At 73.7% G+C, this 23,522-nt stretch carries 20 protein-coding genes; 14 read left to right on the top strand and 6 right to left on the bottom strand.

What is annotated here, in order from left to right; translation table 11 throughout:
- Positions 1-3: 3 nt before the first annotated feature.
- The 4 genes from QE405_RS13085 (at position 4) to QE405_RS13070 (ending at position 3,278) form a co-directional block, all read left to right on the top strand.
- A complete protein-coding gene (locus QE405_RS13085; protein WP_307201406.1) occupies positions 4-429 on the top strand; it encodes a hypothetical protein in 426 nt (141 codons plus the stop codon).
- A gap of 62 nt (positions 430-491) precedes the next feature.
- Positions 492-1,316, top strand: coding sequence for a DUF2817 domain-containing protein (locus QE405_RS13080; protein WP_307201404.1), 825 nt, complete (start codon positions 492-494; stop codon positions 1,314-1,316).
- Positions 1,317-1,424: 108 nt separating this feature from the next.
- Positions 1,425-1,592: a DUF3117 domain-containing protein gene (locus tag QE405_RS13075; RefSeq protein ID WP_163770861.1), complete on the top strand. Its 168-nt coding sequence runs from the start codon at positions 1,425-1,427 to the stop codon at positions 1,590-1,592.
- A 3-nt stretch (positions 1,593-1,595) separates the two neighbouring features.
- A complete protein-coding gene (locus QE405_RS13070) occupies positions 1,596-3,278 on the top strand; it encodes a leucyl aminopeptidase family protein (RefSeq protein WP_307201401.1) in 1,683 nt (560 codons plus the stop codon).
- Positions 3,279-3,311: 33 nt separating this feature from the next.
- Here the strand turns inward: QE405_RS13070 and QE405_RS13065 are convergent, their stop codons facing one another.
- Entirely contained in the window at positions 3,312-3,950 is a 639-nt protein-coding gene (locus QE405_RS13065; RefSeq protein WP_307205817.1) for an O-methyltransferase, read from the bottom strand.
- 336 nt (positions 3,951-4,286) lie between these two features.
- On the opposite strand from QE405_RS13065, the gene sigE reads away from it, so the two are divergent.
- The 7 genes from sigE to pntB all read left to right on the top strand — a co-directional run bounded on the left by sigE (position 4,287) and on the right by pntB (position 11,862).
- Positions 4,287-4,994 carry an RNA polymerase sigma factor SigE gene (sigE, locus tag QE405_RS13060; protein ID WP_307201398.1) on the top strand — a complete coding sequence of 236 codons (708 nt, stop codon included), beginning with the start codon at positions 4,287-4,289 and terminating at the stop codon, positions 4,992-4,994.
- 4 nt (positions 4,995-4,998) lie between these two features.
- Entirely contained in the window at positions 4,999-5,502 is a 504-nt protein-coding gene (locus QE405_RS13055; protein WP_307201396.1) for a hypothetical protein, read from the top strand.
- Entirely contained in the window at positions 5,499-6,860 is a 1,362-nt protein-coding gene (locus QE405_RS13050) for a S1C family serine protease (protein ID WP_307201394.1), read from the top strand. Before QE405_RS13055 ends, QE405_RS13050 begins: the two co-directional genes overlap by 4 nt.
- 64 nt (positions 6,861-6,924) lie before the next feature.
- Positions 6,925-7,170, top strand: coding sequence for a helix-turn-helix transcriptional regulator (locus tag QE405_RS13045; protein ID WP_307201392.1), 246 nt, complete (start codon positions 6,925-6,927; stop codon positions 7,168-7,170).
- A 65-nt stretch (positions 7,171-7,235) separates the two neighbouring features.
- The gene (locus QE405_RS13040; protein ID WP_307201390.1) at positions 7,236-8,681 is read left to right on the top strand and encodes a glycoside hydrolase family 30 protein; all 1,446 of its coding nucleotides are present in this window, start codon (positions 7,236-7,238) and stop codon (positions 8,679-8,681) included.
- A 220-nt stretch (positions 8,682-8,901) separates the two neighbouring features.
- Positions 8,902-10,464: a Re/Si-specific NAD(P)(+) transhydrogenase subunit alpha gene (locus QE405_RS13035; RefSeq protein ID WP_307201388.1), complete on the top strand. Its 1,563-nt coding sequence runs from the start codon at positions 8,902-8,904 to the stop codon at positions 10,462-10,464.
- Positions 10,465-10,470: 6 nt separating this feature from the next.
- Positions 10,471-11,862, top strand: a complete 1,392-nt coding sequence (pntB, locus tag QE405_RS13030) for a Re/Si-specific NAD(P)(+) transhydrogenase subunit beta (RefSeq protein ID WP_307201386.1) — start codon at positions 10,471-10,473, stop codon at positions 11,860-11,862.
- A gap of 703 nt (positions 11,863-12,565) precedes the next feature.
- On the opposite strand, the gene QE405_RS13025 is transcribed toward pntB, so the two are convergent.
- The 5 genes from QE405_RS13025 to QE405_RS13005 all read right to left on the bottom strand — a co-directional run bounded on the left by QE405_RS13025 (position 12,566) and on the right by QE405_RS13005 (position 19,886).
- The gene (locus QE405_RS13025; protein ID WP_307201384.1) at positions 12,566-13,699 is read right to left on the bottom strand and encodes a ring-opening amidohydrolase; all 1,134 of its coding nucleotides are present in this window, start codon (positions 13,697-13,699) and stop codon (positions 12,566-12,568) included.
- A gap of 58 nt (positions 13,700-13,757) precedes the next feature.
- Positions 13,758-14,756, bottom strand: coding sequence for a carbamate kinase (locus QE405_RS13020; protein ID WP_307201382.1), 999 nt, complete (start codon positions 14,754-14,756; stop codon positions 13,758-13,760).
- Positions 14,757-14,906: 150 nt separating this feature from the next.
- A complete protein-coding gene (locus tag QE405_RS13015) occupies positions 14,907-15,791 on the bottom strand; it encodes an SDR family oxidoreductase (protein ID WP_307201380.1) in 885 nt (294 codons plus the stop codon).
- A 4-nt stretch (positions 15,792-15,795) separates the two neighbouring features.
- A complete protein-coding gene (locus tag QE405_RS13010; protein WP_307201378.1) occupies positions 15,796-17,781 on the bottom strand; it encodes a hydantoinase B/oxoprolinase family protein in 1,986 nt (661 codons plus the stop codon).
- Positions 17,778-19,886, bottom strand: a complete 2,109-nt coding sequence (locus QE405_RS13005) for a hydantoinase/oxoprolinase family protein (RefSeq protein WP_307201377.1) — start codon at positions 19,884-19,886, stop codon at positions 17,778-17,780. The genes QE405_RS13010 and QE405_RS13005 overlap by 4 nt, the downstream gene beginning before the upstream one ends.
- Positions 19,887-20,236: 350 nt before the next feature.
- Between QE405_RS13005 and QE405_RS13000 the strand changes: the two genes are divergently transcribed.
- Genes QE405_RS13000 through QE405_RS12990 form a run of 3 tightly spaced genes read left to right on the top strand, consistent with a single transcriptional unit; the run spans position 20,237 to position 23,380 of the window.
- On the top strand, positions 20,237-21,112 hold the full coding sequence (locus tag QE405_RS13000; RefSeq protein WP_307201374.1) for an AAA family ATPase: 876 nt from the start codon (positions 20,237-20,239) through the stop codon (positions 21,110-21,112).
- The gene (locus QE405_RS12995) at positions 21,109-22,260 is read left to right on the top strand and encodes a vWA domain-containing protein (protein ID WP_307201372.1); all 1,152 of its coding nucleotides are present in this window, start codon (positions 21,109-21,111) and stop codon (positions 22,258-22,260) included. The genes QE405_RS13000 and QE405_RS12995 overlap by 4 nt, the downstream gene beginning before the upstream one ends.
- The gene (locus QE405_RS12990) at positions 22,253-23,380 is read left to right on the top strand and encodes an XdhC family protein (RefSeq protein ID WP_307201370.1); all 1,128 of its coding nucleotides are present in this window, start codon (positions 22,253-22,255) and stop codon (positions 23,378-23,380) included. The genes QE405_RS12995 and QE405_RS12990 overlap by 8 nt, the downstream gene beginning before the upstream one ends.
- Positions 23,381-23,522: the final 142 nt, after the last annotated feature.

The raw sequence follows: 23,522 nt of genomic DNA, 5'->3' as shown, positions 1-23,522 counted from the left end.
GCCGTGATCCCCGTCCCGAGCTCGCTCGCCGTCTACGCGCTCACCGCGTTCTGCGCCGTGGTCGTCGTGGTCACCCGCTGGATCCTCGGGAGCGGCCGCTCCACGGGCCACGGCGTCTCGCCGCTGGTGCTCGGCGCGCACACGGGCGCCGGCCTGCTGGCGACCGTCGTGTGGACGGTCTTCATCCTCGTCCCTGCGGACGGCAAGGCGTGGCACTCGGCCCTGGGTGCCGTGGGGCTGGGCGCCTGGTGGGTCACCGGCTGGTTCGGGGTGCTCCTGCTCGGCCGCTGGCTCCCGAGCCGCGGGCGGCACTCCGACGCCCGTGACCGGCGCTGGTTCCTCGGTCTCCTGCTGGCCGTCGTCGGCCACGTCGGCGTGCTCGTCTCCGGCGTGGTCTTCACGCTGGGCTACCTCTTCGGCGCCGTCTGACCCTGCCGTCTGACCCTGCCCAAACCGGCCCCGGCGGGCTGTGTCCTGTGCCACCATGCGGTATGAAGCCGCCGCGCTGCTCTCGGGTCCCGTTCCTCTCCCTCCTCGTCGGCCTCCTCGCCGTCGCGCTGCTCGTCGGGTCCCCGGTGGCCCAGGCCGAGCCCCGCGTGGTCGCGCTGCCACCGGCGCTCGACGCCGCGGCCGCCCCGGCGGCGAAGCCCTACACGCAGTCCGCCAAGTGGGTCTACGGCCGCACCGCCCAGGGCCGCGACCTCGTCGCCTACCGGGTGGGCAACTACGACGCGACGTTCACCGCGGTGGTCGTCGTCGGCATGCACGGCAACGAGCAGGGCGTGAACGGCATCGCGACCGGGCTGCGCGAGCTCGCGGCCGCCGGCCGCTTCACGGCGGTCGACCTCTGGATCGTGCCGGCCTACAACCCGGACGGGCTGGTGGCCAAGCGCCGCCAGAACTCGCGCGGCGTCGACCTCAACCGCAACTTCCCCCACAACTGGCGGCGCCTGAGCGGCAACTACCACTCGGGCAACCAGGCCGCCTCCGAGGTCGAGACCCACAGCTTCATGAAGGTGCTGGACCGCGCGCAGCCCGACCTCCTGCTCAGCTTCCACCAGCCGCTCAACGGCGTGGACATCGACACCAAGTACCCCAGCTGGTCCCGCTACGTCGCCGAGGGCCTCAACCTGCCGCTGAAGAACTTCAACTGCGGCGGCGTCTGCTCCGGCACGATGACGGGCTGGTACAACGCCCGGTACCCCGGCATCGCGATGACCGTGGAGTACGGCGCGCGGCCCGACGCGACCTACATGCGCACCTACGCCCCGCGTCGCGTGGCGGCCCTCTTCCAGCGTGCGGGCGGCGCGTCCTGAGGTCTCGCGTCGGCGACGGGGGACGATAGGGGATAATGGCGGGCAGCACGTCGCGGGGAATGCGCTGGCATCCCCCCGCTCGAACTTGACGAGAGAAGAGGTGCACGGATGGCGGCGATGAAGCCGAGGACCGGCGACGGTCCGCTCGAGGTCACCAAGGAAGGTCGCGGCATCGTGATGCGCGTTCCCCTCGAGGGCGGTGGCCGCCTCGTCGTGGAGCTCAACGCCGAGGAGGCCGGCAACCTCGGTGACGCCCTCAAGGCCGTCGTCTCCTGACACGTGTCGCCTGACGCCCCGACCGCCGCCGTCCACGCCGTGCTCGGCCTCCCGCTGAGCGGGCTGCCTCCGCAGCCCGCCCCGCCGGAGGTCGAGCGACGCGGCTCCCTCGCCGATGTCGGGGACGACCCCGACCGCGGTGCGGTGCTCGCCGTCGCGGTGCTCCCTCCGCCCACCAGCGAGGACGCTGGCGGGGCGGGGGAGGGTGCCGACGACGGGCCGGGCGACGGGCCGGGCGACGGGTCGGACGCGGGGCCCGACCTCGTGGTCGGTCCCGGCGGAGCCGAGGTCGCCGAGCGGTGGGACGTCGACCTGCACGCCGAGCTGGCGGCCCACCGGGCGACCGGCCGGGCGGGCGAGGTCACGCGCGTCCCGCTGCTCGGGCCCGGGGACGACGAGGTGCGGCTCCTGCTCCTCGTCGGCGTCGGTGCCGGCCGGGTCGAGGACCTGCGCCGCGCCGGGGCGGCGACCGCCCGTGCCTGCGCGGGCCGTGCGGCCGTGACGAGTGCCGTCGCGGCCGTCGCCGAGACCGACGACGCGCTCGCGGCGTACGTCGTGGGGGCCACCCTGGGTGCCTTCTCCTTCCGCTGGTCCGAGCGTGACGACGAGCGGAGCCCGCTCGGCGTGCTCGTGCTCGCGGGACTGCCCGACGACGACGCGGTCGCCGCCGTCGTCGAGCGCGCCGTCGCGGTCGCCCGTGCCGGCTGGACGTCGCGGCTCCTCGCGACCGTCCCCTCCAACGTGAAGTCCCCGCGCTGGCTCGCGGACCAGGCCGAGGCACTGGGCGCGCAGCACGGCCTCGAGGTCGAGGTGACCGAGGTCGACGAGCTGCGGCGGCGGGGTTTCGGCGGCATCGTCGCCGTCGGACGCGCCTCGGCGACCCCGCCGGTGCTGATCCGCCTCGACTACACGCCGCCGGGGCTCTCCCGCGCGGCCCTGCGGCGCACGCCGCGGGTGGTGCTGGTCGGCAAGGGCATCACCTTCGACACCGGCGGTCTGTCGATCAAGCCCGCCGAGGGCATGCGCACCATGAAGCGCGACATGACCGGCGGCGCCGTCGTCATCGCGACGCTTGCCGCCCTGGCGGCCGTCGGCTGCCCGGTGCGGGTGACCGGCCTCGTCGCGACCGCGGAGAACGCGGTCGGTGGCGACGCGCTGCGCCCCGGGGACGTGCTGCGCCACTACGGCGGGCGCACGACCGAGGTCACCAACACCGACGCCGAGGGCCGGCTCGTGCTGGCCGACGCGCTGGCCTACGCGGTGGACCGGCTCGACCCCGCCGTGCTCGTCGACGTCGCGACCCTGACGGGCGCGGGCAAGGTGGCGCTCGGGCTCCGCACCGGCGGTCTCTTCGCCACCTCCGACCCGCTCGCCGAGGCACTGCTCGCCTCCGGCGGTCGCGCGGGGGAGCCGCTGTGGCGCCTCCCGCTGGCCGACGTCTACGAGGAGAAGCTCGCCTCGACGATCGCGGACGCCGACAACGCCCCCGGCGGTCCGGGCGCCATCACGGCGGCGCTCTTCCTGCGCCACTTCGTGGGCGACGTCCCCTGGGCGCACCTCGACATCGCGTCGGTCGGCGACGCGGCGAAGGACGCCGACGAGTGGACCTCCGGTCCGACCGGCTTCGGCCCGCGCCTGCTGCTCGACTGGCTCGCGGGCCGGGACGGCCGGGTCAACGGGTTCTGACGCCCGCCCGCCGACCGGGGGTGGTCGGCGGGGTCAGCCGATCTTCTTCGCGGCGAGCAGCCCGTCACCGACGGGCAGGAGCACGGGCACGAGCTCCTCGGACGCCGCCACCGCGCGGCCCAGGTCGCGGATGGCGATGGTGGTCTCGTCGCGCTTGGCCGGGTCGGCGACCCGGTCGTGCCACAGCGCGTTGTCGAACACGACGACCCCGCCCGGGCGCAGCAGGCGCAGCGCCGCCGTCAGGTACGCCGCGTACTCGAGCTTGTCGCCGTCGCAGAGCACGAGGTCGTAGTGCCCGTCGGTGAGCCGCGGCAGCACGTCGAGGGCGGCGCCGGGGATCGCGCGCACCCGCTGCGAGGGGATGCCCGCCTCGGCGAAGGTCTCCTTGGCGAGCCGCTGGTGCTCCGCCTCGACGTCGACGCTCGTCAGCACGCCGTCGGCGCGCATGCCGCGCAGCAGCCAGAGGCCCGAGACGCCGGTGCCCGTCCCGATCTCGACGACCGCGCGCGCGTCGAGCACGGCGGCCAGGAAGCGCAGCGCGGCACCCGCACCGGGGCTGACGGGGACGACGCCGACCTCCTCCGCCCGGGCACGCGCGCCGAGCAGCACCTCGTCCTCGGCGACGAGCTCCTCGGAGTAGGTCCAGCTCGCGGCGGTGATGGGGGTGGTGATGACGGCCTCCTGGGTGCGCTGCGGGCGGGGAACGCCCTGACCTCGAACTCTATGCTCTCCGGGCCCCGCTCCGCGCGGCCCCGCACCGCGACGTACCGGGTCGGCGGCGATCGGGGAACCGATCCGGCGCCGCGGGAACTATCGGGCGGAATCACAGGTTGTTCTCAGTACGCGTCACTAGATTGCTGCGCATCGCGCACCTGCCTGCGAGCTGCGGGTGTGGGATGGGCGTCGGCGGGGTAGAGCCCCGCCGGTCGCAGCTGCGGGGCCGCCGGTCCCGGGTACGACGAGTGGTGCGACGAGAGACGGAGTGGTTCGGTGAGCGAGGGTGGCCCTGTGAGTGGCCGAGGCGAGAGTCCCGCGGGCAGCGGGGGAGCGGCGAGCACGTCCTGGGAGGACGTGGTCACGCGCCACTCCGACCGGGTGTTCCGGCTCGCCTACCGCCTGACCGGCAACCGACCCGACGCCGAGGACCTGACGCAGGAGGTCTTCGTCCGGGTGTTCCGCAGCCTCGACGGCTTCACCGAGACCGAGACCGGCTCCTTCGAGGGCTGGCTGCACCGCATCACCACGAACCTGTTCCTCGACCAGGCCCGCCGCAAGCAGCGCCTACGCTTCGACGCGCTCTCCACGGAGCGCGCGGAGGCCATGGCGGCCAGCGCTCCCGGCCCGGCCGCCGCCGTCGGCGACCGCACGTTCGACGACGACGTCGAGGGCGCGCTCGCGCAGCTCTCGCCGGAGTTCCGCGTGGCCGTCGTGCTGTGCGACGTCGAGGGCATGACCTACGACGAGATCGCCGACATCCTCGGCGTCAAGATCGGCACGGTGCGCTCCCGCATCCACCGCGGCCGCGCCCAGCTCCGGCAGGCGCTGGCCCACCGTGCGCCGGCGGCCGGCCGCACGCGGTACGCCGGTCCGCGCACCGGCCCCATCCCCGCGGTCCGCACGGCCGCCCAGGGCGCGGCCGAGGCCGCGCGCCGCGTCACGACCGGCACCGCCGAGGGCCTGGTGGGCCGTCGCATGGCCCCCGCTGGTCCGAGGTGAGCCGATGACGATCCTGGGTCACCTCGGCGGCACCAAGATCAGCGACCTGCTCGACGACCGGCTGGCCGAGCGGGACGCCGAGCTCGCGTGGGCGCACGTCGACGACTGCGAGGTCTGCCAGCAGCACCTCGAGACCGAGGCGTGGGTCAAGAACGCGCTCTCCGCGCTCCCCGAGCCGCGGTGCGGCCTCTCCGACTCGTTCCGGGGACGGCTGTGCGACGACGAGCTGATCGCGTCCTACGCGCAGGCCGGCTCCTGGGTGCTCCCCACCACGGCGGCCGACCAGCGCCGTCACCGCTGGACCCTCGCGGCCGTCGGCGGTGGCGCCGTCGGTGCCGCGATGCTCGGCGTCGTCGCCCTCGGCGCCACGTCCCCGGCCCCGGCGCCGACCAACCGGCCCACCGTCTCGAGCATCACCGCCATCTCCGACGTGTTCGGTTCCACCGCCACGCCGTCCCGCTCCGCCTCCCGGCCCGCCGAGGCCGAGGGTGACGGAGCCCGCCGGTGACGGGACGCGACGCCGAGGGGCAGCCGCGCGAGCACCACGACGAGCACCAGCCGGAGCCGACGCGCCCCCTCGCGTCGTACCCGGCCCCGGGGGCCGACGCGAGCCCGCGCCACGACACGGCCCCCCGCGACGACGACACGCAGGACTTCCCCACCCTCGGCCGTGACCCGAGCGGTGGGCCGAAGCACGCGGCCGACACCGGCTCCGGACTGCTCCCGGCGGCGCCGGCGGGTACGTCGCGGGCCCGGCGCACCGGCGTGCCGGGCTGGCTCGTCCCCACCGTCGTCCTCCTGGCGCTGGTCGTCGGAGCGGGCGGCGGCGCGCTCGGCGGGATGGCCTACCAGGCGTCCCGCGAGGACGACGCCGGCTCCGGCGGGGGCTCGCAGGTCAGCGGCGCCGAGGGGCTCGACGTCGAGACCGCCCCGCCCCTCGACGAGGACAACACGTCGGTGGCGGCGGTCGCCTCGCAGCTGCTCCCCAGCACGCTGCAGGTGTTCGCCCTGTCCGAGGGCGGCGACGACGCCACGGGCTCGGGCTTCGTCTTCGACGGCGAGGGCCACATCATCACCAACAACCACGTCATCGAGGGCGCGGTGGACGGCGGCACCGTCGAGGTGCAGGCCACCGACGGCCGCAAGTTCGAGGTGGAGGTGGTCGGGCGCAGCCCGGTCTACGACATCGCCGTGCTCCGCGCCGACGAGGCGCGGGAGATGGCGCCGGTGTCCTTCGGCTCCGCCGACGACCTCGTCGTCGGTGAGGGCGTCGTCGCGATCGGCTCGCCGCTGGGCCTCGCCGCGACCGTGACCGCCGGCATCGTCAGCGCGAAGAACCGTCCCGTGACCACGGGCAACGCCGACGACGGCGCGTCCTACATCAACGCCGTCCAGACCGACGCGGCCATCAACCCCGGCAACTCGGGCGGGCCCCTGGTCGACCTCGCCGGCCAGGTCGTGGGCGTGAACTCGGCGATCGCGACCACCGGCGGCATCAGCGGCTCCGGCGGCAGCATCGGCGTCGGCTTCGCGATCCCCTCCGAGCAGGTGCTCCGCACGGCCGGCCAGATCATCGCGGACGGGGAGGCGACGTACCCCGTCATCGGCGCCCAGGTGCAGGTCGGCGGCGAGGGGGCCGGCGAGGGTGCGCTCGTGGACGAGGTCAACGAGGGCAGCCCGGCGGAGGACGCCGGGCTGGTCGAGGGCGACCTCGTGACCGCCGTGAACGGCCAGGTCGTCACCGGTGGTGCGGAGCTCATCGTCGCGCTGCGCAGCTACGCGCCCGGCGACGAGGTCGAGCTCACCGTGCTGCGCGACGGCGACGAGCGCACCGTCGAGATCGTGCTCGGCGAGCAGACCGGCTGACCCTCCTCCACAGGTCGGCGGTGGGTGGGGGCGTCGACGCCCCGTCGGTGGCAGAGTAGGACCCATGGCCTCGCCCCGCTTCCTCACGCTCGCCGACGTCGCCGAGGTGCTCAACACCTCGAGCGCGCAGGTCTACGCGCTGGTCCGACGCGGCGACCTGCCGGCGATCAAGATCGGCGGCCGGGGCCAGTGGCGGGTGGAGGACGAGCAGCTGGAGGCCTACATCCAGCGGATGTACGCGGAGACGCGCCAGTTCGTCGACGCCCACCCCTACGTGGAGGAGACCACGGACGCGGACGCACGCGCGTGAGGCCGGCGGGGGTGCGTAGGCCGGATCGCTTCAGGTCCGGCCGCGCCCTGCCGATCACCTCCCACGTGCCCCTCCCGCTCTCGGCCTCCTCCCGCCGGTCCTCCCTCCCGTCCGTCCCGTCCGTCCCGCGTGGCTCCGTCCGTCGGATCGCCGCCGTCGCCGGCCTGCTCGTCACGAGCCTGCTCGCTGTCGGCGTCGACCCCTCGGGGGCGGCTCCCGCCGTCGCCGGAGCCGGCGTCGCGGCCGCCACGGTCACGCCGTCGTTCGTCGTCACGTCGCCGACGGCGAGCACGCGCCGCCTGACTTCCGTGGGGACGACGACGAAGTCGGCCACCGTCACCTTCACCGTCGACACCACGCGTCCGCAGCAGACCTGGTGGGGCACGGGCGCGGCCCTGACGGACGCGTCCGTCAGCCTGCTGGCCGGCAACGCCGACGCGCAGCGCCTGCTCTTCGACCCGACCCGCGCCGACGGCGCCCGCCTCGATGCCCTGCGCCTGCCCCTCAGCTCGACCGACTTCTCGCCCACGTCGTGGACCTGGTCGTGGGACGGCACCGCCGCGAGCCCCGCCCCGGAGGCCCTGCGGGCGATCTCCACGATCACCCAGGGCATCCTCCCGCTCCGTCCCGACCTGCGCGTCGTGGCCGCCGGCTGGAGCGCGCCCGCCGCGATGAAGACGAGCGGCTCCCTGCGGGGCGGCGGCCTGCGCAGCGACAGCACGGCGGCGTACGGCGCGTTCCTCGTCTCCCAGGCCCAGGAGCTGCAGCGGCGCGGGGTGCCGCTGCGGGCCCTGACCCTGGGCAACGAGCCCGCGCACTCGTCGGACTACGCGACGATGACGATGGAGGTCGGGCAGATGGCCGCGCTGGGCCAGCAGGTCCGGCCGCAGCTGCCGAGCGACGTCGCCCTGTGGGCCGGTGACCACAACTGGGAGCACCGCTGGGCCTACGACCAGATCGTCGCCGCGGCCCCGGGATCGTTCGACGGCTCGGCGTACCACTGCTACGGCGGCACGCCGTCGCAGATGAACGGCCCCACGCCGTTCCGGATCATCACCGAGTGCACGGGCACCACCGACACCTGGGCCAGCAGCTTCGCCTGGCAGCTGCGCAACCTGGTGGCCGTCCCCGTGGCCAACGGCTCCTCGGGCCTGCTGATGTGGAACCTCGCCCTCGACGCGGCGAACGGCCCGATCGACACGGCGTCGCGCTACGGCTGCCGCAGCTGCCGCGGGCTCCTCACGATCGACGGCACGCGCGTCAGCGCCGGGCCGGAGTTCTACCTGCTCGCCCACCTGACCCGCGCGGCACAGCCCGGGGCCCGGGTCCTGCCCGTCTCGTCGTCGGCGTCCGGCACCGCCGTGGCGGCCTTCCGCAACCCCGACGGCACGACGGGCGTCGTCGGCGTCAACCACACGACGAGCACCCAGGTGGTGGCCGTGAAGGTCGGGTCGACCACGCGCCGCTACTCCGTCGGGGCGGGCGAGCTCTTCACCTACCGCACGCCGTAGGAACGGGCCTCGCGACCGAGCGCTCGCTCTGTGATGTCCGTCTCATGGCGGCCGTTCGAACGCTCCAATCACGGCGTATCCGTGTCCACCGTCCAGAAAATCGTGGACGGGGGCCTTGCGGTGCACGCCACGGGCCCTAGCCTTCCCCGAGGTCGCGCCGTCGCGCGTCCGGAGCGAGGTACAGGCACGTCTCGTCACCGCTGGACGGAGAAGGACACGCATGAGTCAGTCACGCTTGGGGATCGTCGCCGAGTCGGCGCCCGGGGAGGCACGGGTCGCGGGCACGCCCGCGACCGTGAAGCAGCTGGTCGGTCTCGGCTACGAGGTCGTCGTCGAGTCGGGGGCCGGTGAGGCCGCCTCCTTCACCGACGAGGCGTACGCCGCGGCCGGCGCCCAGGTCGTCAGCGGCGACGCGGCCTGGGGCAGCGCCGTCGTGCTGAAGATCAACGCGCCCACCGACACGGAGCTCGCGCGGCTGGCGGACGGCGCGACGCTCATCTCCCTGCTGAGCCCGGCCCTGCGGCCCGAGCTGGTCGAGAAGCTCGGGCGCGGCGCGCTCGGCAAGGACATCACCGCGCTCGCCATGGACGCGGTCCCGCGCATCTCGCGCGCCCAGTCGATGGACGTGCTGTCGTCGATGGCCAACATCGCGGGCTACCGCGCCGTCATCGAGGCCGCCCACGAGTTCGGACGCTTCTTCACCGGCCAGGTCACGGCGGCGGGCAAGGTGCCGCCGGCGAAGGTGCTCGTCGCGGGCGCCGGCGTCGCCGGCCTCGCGGCCATCGGGGCCGCCTCCTCGCTCGGCGCCATCGTGCGCGCGACCGACCCGCGGCCCGAGGTCGCCGACCAGGTCAAGTCGATCGGTGGCGAGTACCTCGAGGTCGTCGTGCCCGAGGAGGCCAAGGAGGTCTCCTCCGACGGCTACGCCAAGGCCACGAGCGACGCCTACAACGCGCGCGCCGCGGAGATCTACTCCGAGCAGGCGGCGGACGTCGACATCGTCATCACCACGGCGCTCATCCCGGGACGCGCGGCACCGCGGCTGCTGACCGCGGCCGACGTGGCGTCGATGAAGCCCGGGTCCGTGATCGTCGACATGGCCGCGGCCCAGGGCGGCAACGTCGAGGGCTCGGTGGCCGGCGAGCGGGTCGTCACCGACAACGGCGTGGTCATCCTCGGCTACACCGACCTCGCGGGCCGCCTGCCCACGCAGGCCTCGCAGCTGTTCGGCACCAACCTCGTCAACCTGCTCAAGCTGCTGACCCCGGAGAAGGACGGCACCCTGGTGCTCGACTTCGACGACGTCGTGCAGCGGGGCGTGGCGGTCGTGCGTGCCGGCGAGACGACGTGGCCCCCGCCGCCCGTCCAGGTGTCGGCCGCGCCGGCCGCGGCCGCCCCGGCGGCTCCCGCCGCCCCGGTCGTGGAGAAGGCGCCGCCGTCCCCGGCCCGGAAGTACGGCCTCATCGGCCTGGGCATCGCGCTGCTGTTCCTCGTGAACGCGACCGCACCCCAGCCGATCCCGCAGCACTTCACCGTGCTCGTGCTCTCGATCGTCATCGGCTACTACGTGATCGGCAAGGTCGCGCACGCGCTCCACACGCCGCTCATGTCGGTGACGAACGCGATCTCCGGGATCATCGTCGTCGGTGCCCTCGTGCAGATCACGTCCCACGACACGGTCGTCCAGGTGCTCTCGGCCGTCGCGATCCTGCTGGCCAGCATCAACATCTTCGGCGGATTCGCCGTGACCCGTCGCATGCTTGCGATGTTCTCGAAGGACTGAGGGAACGTGACCGACAACCTGCTGGACATCTCCGTCGCGGCGTACATCGTCGCGGCCCTGCTCTTCATCCTCAGCCTGGCCGGGCTCAGCAAGCACGAGACGGCGCGGGCGGGCGTGGGCTACGGCATCGCCGGCATGACGATCGCCCTCGTCGCCACCATCGCCCTCGCCGTCGACGGTGCCGAGACGCTCGGGGTGGTGCTCCTCGTCGGGGCCGTCCTCGTCGGCGCTGCGATCGGCCTCTGGCGGGCCCGCATCGTCGAGATGACGGGCATGCCCGAGCTCATCGCGCTGCTGCACTCGTTCGTCGGCCTCGCCGCCGTGCTCGTGGGCTGGAACGGCCACCTGGAGCACCCGCCGTACGTCGGTGCCCTCGAGGACATCCACCGCGCCGAGGTCTTCATCGGCGTGTTCATCGGTGCGGTCACCTTCACGGGCTCGATCGTGGCGTACCTGAAGCTCAGCGCGAAGATCAAGTCCGCCCCGCTCGTGCTGCCGGGCAAGAACGCGATCAACCTCGGGGCGCTCGCGGCGTTCGTGGGGCTCACGGTCTGGTACGTCCTGGACAACCAGCTGTGGCTGCTCGTCGTGGTCACGGTCGTCGCGCTCGCGCTGGGCTGGCACCTCGTCGCCTCCATCGGCGGCGGCGACATGCCGGTGGTCGTCTCGATGCTCAACAGCTACTCGGGCTGGGCGGCGGCCGCGGCGGGCTTCCTGCTCTCCAACGACCTGCTCATCGTGACCGGTGCGCTCGTGGGCTCCTCGGGTGCCTACCTGAGCTACATCATGTGCAAGGCGATGAACCGCTCGTTCATCTCCGTCATCGCGGGCGGCTTCGGCATCGAGGCGGCGTCGTCGGGCGACACCGACTACGGCGAGCACCGCGAGATCGACGCGGCGGGCGTGGCCGAGCTGCTCAAGACCGCGACGAGCGTCATCATCACGCCGGGCTACGGCATGGCGGTCGCGCAGGCGCAGTACCCGGTCGCCGACCTCACCAAGAAGCTCCGCGAGCGCGGCGTCGAGGTGCGCTTCGGCATCCACCCCGTGGCGGGCCGCCTGCCCGGGCACATGAACGTGCTGCTGGCCGAGGCCAAGGTGCCCTACGACATCGTGCTGGAGATGGACGAGATCAACGACGACTTCCCGTCGACGTCGGTCGTGCTCGTCATCGGCGCCAACGACACCGTCAACCCGGCCGCCAGCGAGGACCCGACGAGCCCCATCGCCGGCATGCCCGTGCTGACGGTCTGGGAGGCGGAGGACGTCATCGTGTTCAAGCGCTCGATGGCGGTGGGCTACGCGGGCGTGCAGAACCCGCTGTTCTTCCGCGACAACACGCAGATGCTCTTCGGTGACGCGAAGGACCGCGTGGAGGACATCCTCAGGGCGCTCTGAGCCGTTCCCAGGCCTTCGAGTCGTGGCCCCAGCGCACCGGAAAACGGTGCGCTGGGGCCACGACTGCGTCCGGGGTGGGTCGGGACCAGCACCCGGGGGCACCAGACGTGCCATGTCCGAGCTGACGGGGCCACCCGACGTACGGCGCGCGTGCGGGCGGACCGGACCCGCGGCGACGACGTCGGTCGGGCCGCGCCGGGGCTCGCAACTGTGCGGTTGGTGCGGGCCGCATCGAAGCGGGCGTGGCCCAGCCGCACATTTCTGGCCATCGGGCTCCCGGTCCGGGCGTGAGCGGCGACCGTTCCCGCGCCGTACCCCGGGACGTCATGCGGAGTGGTGCGCGGGGCCTCCGGTTCGCATGACGTCCGGGGTGGTCGAGGGCCACTGCCCCGTCCCCCGCCCCACCTCCGGTGCCCCCCTGGAAGCACGAAGAACGACTCCGGAGGACGGGAATTGTCGGGCGAGCTCGCACGTTGGTCAGGGTGCGTCGGTCCGAGATCATGCCCCCGGGCCTCACCATTTGCCGCTACGAGCGGCCGTTCGCCGAGAGGCGGCTGACGGGCCGGCGAGCAAGATCACGCGGCCACCCGCCGGGTAAGCCCCAGGCGGGTGGCCGCGTGCTGCATGCAGGCACCTCCCCCGGAACGCGCAACCACCCGCCCGGTGACCCGGACGGGTGGTCGCGTGAGTGATGCGGGGCGGATCAGGGGGCGGGGTACCCGGTGGGGTCCTCGCCCAGGTCCACGATCGCGGCCACGGGGCCGCCGCCGTCGGGGCCCTGGTGCGCCGCCGACACGGAGACGAACACGGCCGGGTCGCCGGTGACCGAGGCGGTCACGCCGCCGACGGCGCTCTTGATCTGGCGGTGCCAGTGCACGTCGGAGTCGTCGAGCATCGCGTTGCGGCGTCCCCGGACCTCGCCGTCCTGCGACACCTCGCACTTGAGGAACACGTTGACGAGGCGGCCGCCCAGGTCGGACGTGTGCGGACGCTCCGGCAGGTCGAGACCGGCGTCCTTGATGGCGGCCCAGATGCCGTCGGTGTCGAGGGCGTCGTTCATGACGGAGTGGCCGATGCGGTAGCGACCACCGACGCCGCGGGCGTTGCCCACGACGACGATCTGCGCCTGGTCGAGCTCGACGCCCGACGAGCAGGACGCGACGGACGAGAAGAGGTCGCGGTTGTGCATGACGTCGGCGTCGGTCGGCTGCTCGATCTCGCCGAGCGCGACGGCGATGCCGAGCGCGGTGCAGCCGTTGGACAGGTCCATCGACTCGTGGGTGTGCTCGGTCCAGACCGTCTTGCCGCGGCTCTTCGCATCGCGGATGGTGTGGATGGTGAGCAGCGGCGTCTTGGTCTGCACGTAATGCACGTCGGCCGGGTCGGTGATGCCGGCGCGCTCCATGGCGACGCGGACGCCCGCGGCGACCTTGTCGACCATCGCGACGCGACCGATGTCCTCGGGCAGCAGCTCCTCGCTCATGGCGAAGCCGACGGTGAGGCGCAGGTCGTCGGTCTTCTCGACCGAGCCCTCGGGGACGGTCGCGAAGATCGTGGCGTGGGGCGAGATGACGCCGTCCGTGCCGCCGGACCAGACGATCGGGACCTGCTTGACCTCGGACTCGGGGCGCGAGCCCTTCTCCAGCAGCACCTCGCGGAAGGCACGGTCGGCGATGATGCGGGTGTAGTCGTTCACGCCGCCGTTGCCCTCGGTCTTGCCGATGACGGCGATGACGCGGTCGGCCTCGATGGTGCCGGCGTCGATCAGCTCGGCGAGTCCGGATGCGTCCGAGACGTTCTTGATGGGGACCTTGCGGACCTCGATGGCGTCGGGCACGACGGTTACCTCTCTCTTCGGTGGCCCCGGCCGCGTCGCGGCCGGGGGTCGGTGCGGGTCAGACGGTGGCGGGAGCCGGCTCCGGCACGATGACGGTGCCGACGAGCTCGGCACCGTCCTCGCTGCCGCCGGCTCCCTGGACGTGCTCCGCGACGGCGGCGACGGCGTCGCGGATGCGGTCGAGCGACGTGATGATCGAGCAGCCGCCCTGCTCGGCGAACCGCAGCGCGGCCTCGACCTTGGGGCCCATGCTGCCGGACGCGAAGTGACCCTCCGCGGCGATGTCCCGCATCTCGCCCACGGTCACGCGGCCGAGCGGGCGGGCGTCGGGGGTGCCCCAGCCGATGACGGCGTTGTCGACGTCGGTGGCGATGACGAGCACGTCGGCGTGCACGAGCCGGCCCAGCAGGGCCGCCCCGAGGTCCTTGTCGATGACGGCCTCGACGCCGGTGAGCGCGCCGTCCTCGCCACGCACGACCGGGATGCCGCCACCGCCGGCGGCGACCACGACGAAACCGGCCTCGACGAGCGCGAGCACGGCGGGGGCGTCGACGATCTCGCGGGGCTGCGGCGACGGCACGACGCGACGCCAGCCCTTCTCGCCGCGGTCCTGCCAGTGCTGGCCCTCGGCGACGAAGCGCTGCGCCTCGGCCTCGGGCAGGAAGCGGCCGACCGGCTTGCTGGGCTGCAGGAAGTCGGGGTCGTCGGCGTCGACGACGGTGCGGGTCACGAGGGCGGCCGCGCGGCGCTCGATGCCCTCGGCGGTGAGCGCGGCGTCGAGGCAGGTCGTCAGCGTGTAGCCGAGGGTGCCCTGGGTCTGTGCGCCGCACCAGTCGAGCGGCACCATCGGGACGACGTGGGCGGTGAGCTCGTTCTTCACGAGGAGGTTGCCGACCTGGGGGCCGTTGCCGTGGGTGACGACGACGTCGGTGCCCGTGGCGACCAGCTCGGCGATCCGCGCGGCGGCCGTGCCGATGGCCTCCCGCTGGGCCTCCACCGTGGCCGTGCCGTCCGGTGCCGTCATGGCGTTGCCGCCGAGTGCGATGAGCGCGCGCACGTGGTTCTCCATCCGTGTGATCTGGCTCTCGCCGTCTGCAACGAATCTAGGCGTGTCGAGAGCGCGGGGGTACGGCGAGGGATGCCCGAGGTGGACGGCCCTCGTTGGCAGACGTTGCTGTCGGTGTCGGGGGGCGGTGCCGACGACGGATCAGGCCGGTGCGAGGCCGAGGTCGCGGCGGAGCGCGTCGCGCACCGTGGTGGGGGTGCGGCCCAGCAGGACCCCGAGCGCGAGCGGGCTGCCGACGAGGCCGTGCGCGTCGTAGTGGTCGAACATCGCGACGAGGTCGTCGACGTCCGGGCGGGTGCCGTCGGGGTCGACGGCGGCGCGCCAGTCGGCGACGGGCTGGCGCTCGGCCACGACGAGCCGGCCCGACAGCTCCGCGACCACGGCAGCGAGGTCGGCGCTGGTGAGCACCTCGGGGCCGGCGAGCTCGAAGGTGCCGTAGGTCGTGGCCGGGTCCTCGAGGACCGCCACCACGGCACCCGCCACGTCGGCCAGGTCGACGGGCGTGAAGGGCCGGGCGACGTCGTACGGGACCCGGTAGGTGCCGCTCGCGACCGCGGCGTCCCAGAAGGGGAGCACGTTCTGGGCGTAGCTGGCGGGCTGGAGCACGGTCCACCGCAGGGAGCTGGAGCGCACCGTGAGCTCGGAGGTGGCCTTGCGCAGGTGGTGCGGCATCGCCGGCACGTGGGGCTGCAGGACCGAGTGGAAGACGAAGCGCCGTACGCCGGCCCGTTCGGCGGCGGCCACGACGTCCGCCGTCAGCGCGTCCTCGGCGGGGTGCATGTTGGGCGGCACGTGGTGCACCGCGTCGACGTCGGCGAGCGCGGCGGCGATCGCGTCGGGGCCGGCGTCCAGGTCGACCAGGCGGGCCGCGGCGCCCTGCTCGCGCAGGGACGCCGCGGCCTCGGGCCGGCGGACCAGGGCCACCGGCTCGTGGCCGGCCTCGAGGAGGCCGGCCACGACGGCGGCGCCGGTCTTGCCGGACGCACCGGTGACCGCCACGCGCAGGGTGGGGCGGGGGTCGGTCATCGGCTCAGACGAAGTCGTACGGCGAGCTCGTGGCCCCGCCGGACAACCGGGCGTAGCCGGGACCGCGGTCGAAGAACGGCGCGTCGGCGTCGCGCTCCGAGCGCACCTTCTCCCGCAGCGCGGTGGTCGCGTCGACGTCGACCTCCGGGGCCGCGGTGCCGTCGGGGTCGACCTCGCCGGCGAACACGACGCCGTAGTCGGCCTCGGCGGCAGCGACCGACACCTTGCGCCACCAGACGTCGCGCGCCACGTGGGCCGGGTCGCGGTCGAGCGGGTCGCCCCAGCCGCCGCCACCCGTCGTGCGGATGCGGATGACCTCGCCGGCCTTCACCTCGACGGCATCGACGAGGGCGTCGACCTCGCGCTCGTTGGGGCCGTCCGGGTCGATGGTGACCCGGAACGGGGCGCCGGCCTTGCCGCCCTTGACGCCCCAGCACGACAGGATCGAGCGGTCGGCGATCGACATGAAGTGCGCGTCCGCGAGCATGCGGATCTGCTTCTCGTAGCCCAGGCCGCCGCGGAACTGGCCCGCGCCGCCCGAGTCGAGCGCGAGGCCGAGGCTCTCGACGCGGAACGGGAAGCGCGACTCCGTGAACTCGGTCGGCAGGTTCCGCGAGTCGGGCACGACGTGGATCGTGTCCTCGCCGTCGGCGTAGTAGCGGCCGCCCGAGCCGCCGCCCAGCACCTCGCGCATGAGGTAGGGGTTGCCCTCGAGGTCGTTGCCGTAGACACCCGTGTAGCGGATGGTCTCCTGGTCGGCGGGCATCTTCCCGTCGACGGCCTTGGCGACCACGCCGGCGAGCACGCCGAGGAGGCGCAGGATGACGAACGTGCGGGCGTTGGTCGGCGCCGGGAACTCGGGCGTCAGCAGGGTGCCCTTCGGCGGGAAGCGCATCTCGATGAGGGGCGTGATGCCCTCGTTGACGTCGAGCTCCGCCATCCGCTCCGGGGTGTCCGCCAGGTTGCGGAGGATGGGCGCGATCCACTTCTTGAGGAACGAGCCGTCGGCGTAGTCGCCGCAGTGGTTGATCGGGCCCTTGGCCTGCGGCGCCGTGCCGGTGAAGTCGATGATGAGGCGGGGGCCGTTGTCGGGCCCGCCCGTCTCCTCCTTCGTCAGCGTGATGCGCTGCGTGTGCAGGCGCGGGTCGTCGACGCCGTCCTGCTCCGCGTAGTCCTCCCACACGAACGTGCCCGTCGGGATCTTGGAGAGGATCTCGCGGCGGAACGTCTGCGTGGTCTTGTCGAGGATCGCGTCGAACGCGGCGAACACCTGGTCGCGGCCGTAGCGCTCGAACAGGTCCGTCAGGCGACGGGCGCCGAGCAGGCAGGCCGAGCACTCGGCGTCGAGGTCGGCGGCCAGCGAGTCGGGCATCCGCGAGTTGCGGGTCATGATCTTGAGCGCCGCCTCGTTGGGCACGCCGCCGTCCCACAGCTTGATCGGGGGGACCATGAGGCCCTCCTCGAACACGCTGGTCGCGGTGCTCGGCATGGAGCCGGGCACCGAGCCGCCGATGTCGTCGTGGTGGCCGAAGGCCTGCACGAACGCGACGACATCGGGGCCGTCGCCCGAGTCGTGGAAGACGGGCGCCGTGATGCACAGGTCGGGGAGGTGGCCGATGCCGCCCTCCGACATGTAGACGTCGTTGTGGAAGAAGACGTCGCCGGGCTTCATCGTCTCGACCGGGTAGTCGCGGATGACCGGCTGCACGAGCGCCGAGTAGGAGCGCCCCGTCAGCTTGCGGGCGTGCTTGTCGTGGATGCCCGCGCGGTAGTCGTGCGCGTCGCGGATCATCGGCGACCGGCTGGTGCGGCCGATGGAGGTCTCGACCTCCTGCTCGACGGAGGCCAGGTAGCCCTCGACGATCTCGACGACGACGGGGTCGACGTCGACGCCGTCCGTGAGCCGGTACGGCGCGTCGCCACCGGGGGCGCGCACGCCCACCACGGTCGCGGTGTCGCTCTCGGGGGTGCTGAGGACGTCGCTGGTCACGAGAGGTTCTCCTTGCGGGTGATGAGGAGGTTGCCGAAGCGGTCGACCTCGGCGACGAAGCCGGGGTGCAGCGGGACGGTGGAGCTGAACTCCTCCACGATCGCCGGGCCGGTCACGACGTCGCCGGCACCGAGGCTGGCGCGGGCGACGACGGGCGCGTCGTACCACTGGTCGAAGTAGACGCGGCGGGTGCCGGTGACGGCGCCCTCGGAGCCGGTGCCGTCGGCGATCTCGCGCAGCTCGGGCTTGCGGATCGGGCCGATGCCCGAGACGCGCAGGTTGACCCACTCGACGGGCTGGGTGGCGTCGCCGCGGAAGTCGTAGCCGTAGAGCTTGCGGTGCTCGGCGTGGAAGGCGTCGGCGACGGCCTCGACGAGGCTGTCGTCCACCGGGCCGTCCGGCACGGGGACCCGCACCTCGAAGGCCTGGCCGACGTAGCGCAGGTCGGCGGTGCGCTGGAACTGGCGCTCGGCGGGCTCGAAGCCCTCGCGGGCCAGCGCCTCGTCGGCGTCGCGGGCGAGCTCGTCGAGCAGGCCCGACACGCGCTCGCGGTCGAGGTCGTCGTGCTTCGTGATCGCCGTGCGCACGTAGTCGTTGCGCACGTCCACGGTGAGCAGGCCGTAGGCGGAGGTGTTGCCCGGGTTGAGCGGCACGATGACGCCCTGCAGGCCGAGGATGTCGACGAGGCGGCACGCCAGCAGCGAGCCGGAGCCACCGAAGGTGACCATGCGGAAGTCGCGGGCGTCGAGTCCCCGCTTGACCGTCACCTGGCGCAGCGCGTTGGCCTGGTTCCAGGCCGAGATCTCGAGGATGCCGTCCGCGGCCTCCTCCACGCCCAGGCCGAGCTTGCCCGCGATGTCCTCGATGCCGGCGCGCGCGGCGTCGACGTCGAGGGGGATCTCGCCACCGAGCAGGTGGGGAGGGATCCGGCCGAGCAGCACGTGGGCGTCGGTGATCGTGGGCTCCTGGCCGCCCTTGCGGTAGCAGAGCGGGCCTGGGTCGGCACCGGCCGACTGGGGGCCGACCTTGAGCATGCCCTCGGGGCTGATCCAGGCGATGGAGCCGCCGCCGGCACCCACGGTGACGACGTCGATCATGGGGATCTTGCTGGGGTACGGCCCGACGGTGCCCTCGGTGGTGAGCGCCGGGTGGCCGTCGATGACGACGGTGACGTCCGTGGACGTACCGCCGCCGTCGCAGGTCAGCACGCTATCGAAGCCCGCGCGCTGCGCGATGACCGCGGCGCCCAGGGCACCGGCCGCCGGGCCGGAGAGGACCGTGGTGATCGGCTGCCGCACGACCTCCTCGGCGGAGAGCACGCCGCCGTTGGACTTCATCACGTAGAAGGGCACCTCGCGGTGCTCGGTCTCGTCGCTGCTCTCGGCGCCGGCGATGAACGAGTTGAGGCGCTCGGTGATGTTGTTGACGTAGGCCCGGATGTTGGGCTTCACCGCGGCGTCGACGAGCGTGGTGACGCTGCGCTCGTACTCGCGGTACTCCCGCAGCACCTGCGAGGACAGCGAGTAGTCGGCCTCGGGGTACTCGCGCTGCAGGATCGCGAGCGCCGCCTCCTCGTGCTCCGGGTTGGCGTAGGAGTTGAGGAACGAGACGCCGATGGTGGTGACGCCCCGGGCGCGGAAGTAGCGGGCCGCGGCGACGACGTCGGCCTCGACCAGCGGGCGCACCTCGGAGCCGTCGACCGCGAGGCGGCCGCCGACCGTGCGCACCAGGTCGACCGGCACGATCCGGTCGGGCTTGACCCAGAAGTACGAATTGCCGTAGCCGTCCGGCACGGACTGGCGGGCGATCTCGAGCAGGTGGCCGTAGCCCTCGGTCGTGATGAACCCGAGGTTCTCGACCTTCTCCTCGAGCAGTTTGTTGGTCGCCACGGTGGTGCCGTGGCTGACGGCCGTCACGGCGTCGCCCTCGAGGCCGAGCAGGCCGAGGACCTTGTCGATGCCGTTGAGGAACCCGTCGGCGGGGTTCGCCGGGGTCGAGGGCGTCTTCGTCGTGACGAGCTCGCCGGTCTCCTCGTCGACGGCGACGACGTCGGTGAAGGTCCCACCGGTGTCGATGCCGATGCGGATGCGACGCGTGGCGCTCATGCAGCCTCCAGGTTCGTTGGTGCGTTCGGAGCATTGAACCGCGCCGCTCGTGACCGGGGCTTCGTCAAAGTTGGCCGTAAAACGGTCGATTCTTCGTCAGGTGCCCACTCTGTTCGTTACATCTGCCAATCCACCCCGCCGGGTCGTGGTGCGACGCCTGCGGAAATCCGTGGGCTCACACCACGACCCGAGGGAGGAGGGGCGGGGTTGGCACAACCCGCCAAGCCGCGGCGGTGCGCTTCGGCACCCCTCCGCCCTGCCGTACGGCGCGGTGCGTGCCTAGGCTGGCCCCTCTGGTCGTCCGGGAGGGCGGCCGGCGGCCCGAGCGGCCCGAGCGGAGGAGGCGGCACGTGCAGGGACCCGAGTCCGTGGCGGCACTGGTCGACGACCTCGCGCGGGTGGGGTACCTCGCGGACGAGGGCACGGCGACCGCCGCGTGGCTGGCCTGGCGCACCTCCCGCCCGCTGCTGCTCGAGGGCGAGCCGGGGGTCGGCAAGACCTCGCTGGCGACGGCGCTCGCGCAGGTGCTCGGACGCGACCTCGTGCGGTTGCAGTGCTACGAGGGCATCGACGCCTCGGCGGCGCTCTACGACTGGGACCACCCGCGCCAGCTCCTCCACGTCCGCGCGCTCGAGGCGGCCGGCGGTGTCGACGCCGACGCGCTCGAGCACGACCTGTGGAGCCGACGGTTCCTCCTGCCGCGTCCGCTGCTGCGCTCGCTGGAGGCGCCGAGCGTGCTGCTGGTCGACGAGCTCGACCGCGCCGACGACGAGTTCGAGGCCTTCCTGCTGGAGCTGCTGAGCGACTTCGCGGTGACGATCCCGGAGTACGGCACCGTCACCGCCGAGGTGCCGCCCCTCGTCGTCGTCACCAGCAACCGCACCCGCGAGGTGCACGACGCGCTCAAGCGCCGCTGCTACTACCACTGGGTCGAGCACCCCGACCTCGAGCGGGAGACCGAGATCGTGCGCCGCTCGGTGCCCGAGGCCGACGCGGCCCTGGCCGCGGGTGTCGCCCGGGTCGTCGCCCGGCTCCGCGACGAGGACCTGCTCAAGGCCCCGGGCGTGGCCGAGTCGATCGACTGGGCGCGCACCCTGGCGGCCCTCGGTGCCACCACCGTCGAGCCCGCCGCCGCGGCGCGCACGCTCGGCGCCGTGCTCAAGTACCGCGAGGACCAGCAGCGCGTCGCCGCCCACCTCGCCGAGCTCCTCGCGGAGCCGGCGTGAGCCTGGCGCCCGCCGCCGGCCCCGCCGCCGGCCCCGACCTGACCGTCGAGCTGACCGGCCTGGCCGACGCCCTGCGCCGCGCGGGCGTCGACGTCCCGGTCGGCGGTGCGCGGGCGGCCGTCGTCGCGCTCGCCGCGCTCGCGGCGACGGAGGACGGCGAGCCGAGCCGGGGCGCGACGTACTGGGCCGCGCGGCTCACCCTCTGCGCCCGCCCCGACGACCTGACGGTGTTCGACGAGGTCTTCGCGCTGTGGTTCGACCGGGCGGAGTGGGCCGGCGACGTACGCCGCGGGGTCACCCTCCCGACCTACCGGGACGTCCCCGTGCCCGGTGACCAGGCGGACGCCGGCGACGTGGAGGTCGCCAGCGCGCCCCCGACGGCCAGCCGGCTGGAGGTGCTGCGCCAGCGCGACGTGGCCGCGCTCGACGCGGGGGACCGCGCCTTGGTCGCCCACCTGCTGGAGCGGATGGCCCACCGGCCGGCGTACCGCCGGTCGCGGCGTACCCGTCCCGGTCACCACGGCCGGGTCGACCTGCGCCGGGTCGTGCGCGAGGCGGTCCGCACCGGCGGCGACCCCGTGCACTGGCCGCGCCGGCAGCGGCGGCCGCGTCCCCGCCGTACGGTCGTGCTCCTCGACGTCTCCGGGTCGATGCGGCGCTACGCCGAGACCTACCTGCTCTTCGCCCACGCGCTCGTGCGGAGCCAGCCGGACGCGGAGGTGTTCTCGCTCGGCACCCGGCTGACGTGCCTGACCCGCGCGTTCCGTTCGTCCGACCCGCAGCGCAGCACCGACGAGGTGGCCCGGCGCGTCGTCGACTGGAGCGGTGGCACCCGGCTCGGGGAGGGCCTGGCGGTGTTCCTCGACCGGTGGGGACGACGGGGTACGGCGCGGGGCGCGGTCGTGGTCGTCGTCTCCGACGGCTGGGAGCGCGGGGACGCGACGCTGCTCGGCGAGCAGATGGAGCAGCTGCACCGCCTCGCCCACCGGGTCGTGTGGGCCAACCCGAACCGCGCCCGTCCCGGCTTCGCGCCGCGGACCGCCGGGCTGGTGGCCGCGCTGCCGCACGTCGACGCCTTCGTCGACGGGCACAGCGTCGCCGCGCTCGAGGCGCTGACCGACGAGATCGCCGGAGGACGACGTGCGTGAGGTGCTGGAGGCGGCCCGGGCCTGGTGGGCCGCGGGGGAGCGGTTCGCGCTCGGGACGGTCGCGGCCACGTGGCGCAGCGCCCCGCGGCCGGCGGGCGCGACGATGGCCGTCGGACCCGACGGCACGGTCGTCGGGTCGGTGTCGGGCGGGTGCGTCGAGGGCGCGGTCTACGAGCTGGGCCGGGACGTCATCGACTCCGGCGAGCCCGTCTTCCAGCGCTTCGGGGTGTCCGACGACGACGCGGCCGCGGTCGGGCTGACCTGCGGCGGGATCCTCGACGTGCTCGTCGCGCCGGTCGACGCCGAGGCCTTCGGGCTCTTCGAGGCGGTGGCGGACAGCATCTCCGCCGAGCGACCGGTTGCGCTGGCGACGATCGTCGACGGGCCCGCCCCCCTCGGTGCTCGACTCGCCGTGTGGGAGACGGAGGCCTCCGGATCGCTCGGCAACCCGTCGCTCGACGCCGTCGTCGCGGCCGAGGCCCGGGCCCTGCTGGGCGTCGGTGAGACCCGGACACTGCGCACCGGCCCCCGCGGCGAGCTGCTCGAGGACGACGTCACCGTGCTCGTCGAGGTCTTCGCGCCGACGCCGCGGATGATCGTGTTCGGCGCCATCGACTTCGCGCGGGCGACCGTGCGGATCGGGAAGGTGCTCGGCTACCACGTGACGGTCTGCGACGCGCGGCCGCTGTTCGCGACGCCGGCCCGGTTCCCCGAGGCCGACGAGGTCGTCGTCGACTGGCCGCACCGCTACCTCGCCGGCACCACGACCGACGAGCGCACCGTGCTCTGCGTGCTGACGCACGACCCCAAGTTCGACGTGCCGCTGCTGGAGGTCGCGCTGCGGGGCCCCGCGGCGTACGTCGGGGCGATGGGCTCCCGGCGCACCCACCGCGACCGGCTCGACCGGCTCCGCGAGGTGGGGGTCACGGACGCCGAGCTCGCCCGGCTGCGGTCGCCGATCGGGCTCGACCTCGGCGCGCGGACGCCCGAGGAGACAGCGGTGTCGATCGCGGCGGAGATCGTCGGGCTGCACCGGGGTGGGACCGGACGGCCGTTGACGGAGCTCGAGGGACCGATCCACGCGGGCCTGCTGCGGGCCGATCCGCCGGGGGTCGGGTGAGGCTGCGGGCCGGCGTCGTCGCGCTGGGTCTCGTGGTGACGGTCGCCGCCCTCGCGGGCGCTCCAAATGTGCGGCTGGGACAGGCCTGAGGCCATCCGGACTGTCCCAGCTGCACATTTCCGGGCCGGCCGGGGCCAGGTCG

The sequence above is a fragment of the Nocardioides zeae genome (genome assembly GCF_030818655.1).
Taxonomy (GTDB): Bacteria; Actinomycetota; Actinomycetes; order Propionibacteriales; family Nocardioidaceae; genus Nocardioides; species Nocardioides zeae_A.
This window is presented reverse-complemented; position numbering and strand designations above follow the sequence as displayed.

Bases quoted from the DNA above. Each gene is read 5' to 3' on its own strand.
- QE405_RS13080 (WP_307201404.1), top strand. From the start codon at position 492: ATGAAGCCGCCGCGCTGCTCTCGGGTCCCGTTCCTCTCCCTCCTCGTC.
- QE405_RS13075 (WP_163770861.1), top strand. From the start codon at position 1,425: ATGGCGGCGATGAAGCCGAGGACCGGCGACGGTCCGCTCGAGGTCACC.
- QE405_RS13055 (WP_307201396.1), top strand. From the start codon at position 4,999: ATGACGATCCTGGGTCACCTCGGCGGCACCAAGATCAGCGACCTGCTC.
- QE405_RS13045 (WP_307201392.1), top strand. From the start codon at position 6,925: ATGGCCTCGCCCCGCTTCCTCACGCTCGCCGACGTCGCCGAGGTGCTC.
- QE405_RS13035 (WP_307201388.1), top strand. From the start codon at position 8,902: ATGAGTCAGTCACGCTTGGGGATCGTCGCCGAGTCGGCGCCCGGGGAG.
- QE405_RS13015 (WP_307201380.1), bottom strand. From the start codon at position 15,791: ATGACCGACCCCCGCCCCACCCTGCGCGTGGCGGTCACCGGTGCGTCC.
- QE405_RS13005 (WP_307201377.1), bottom strand. From the start codon at position 19,886: ATGAGCGCCACGCGTCGCATCCGCATCGGCATCGACACCGGTGGGACC.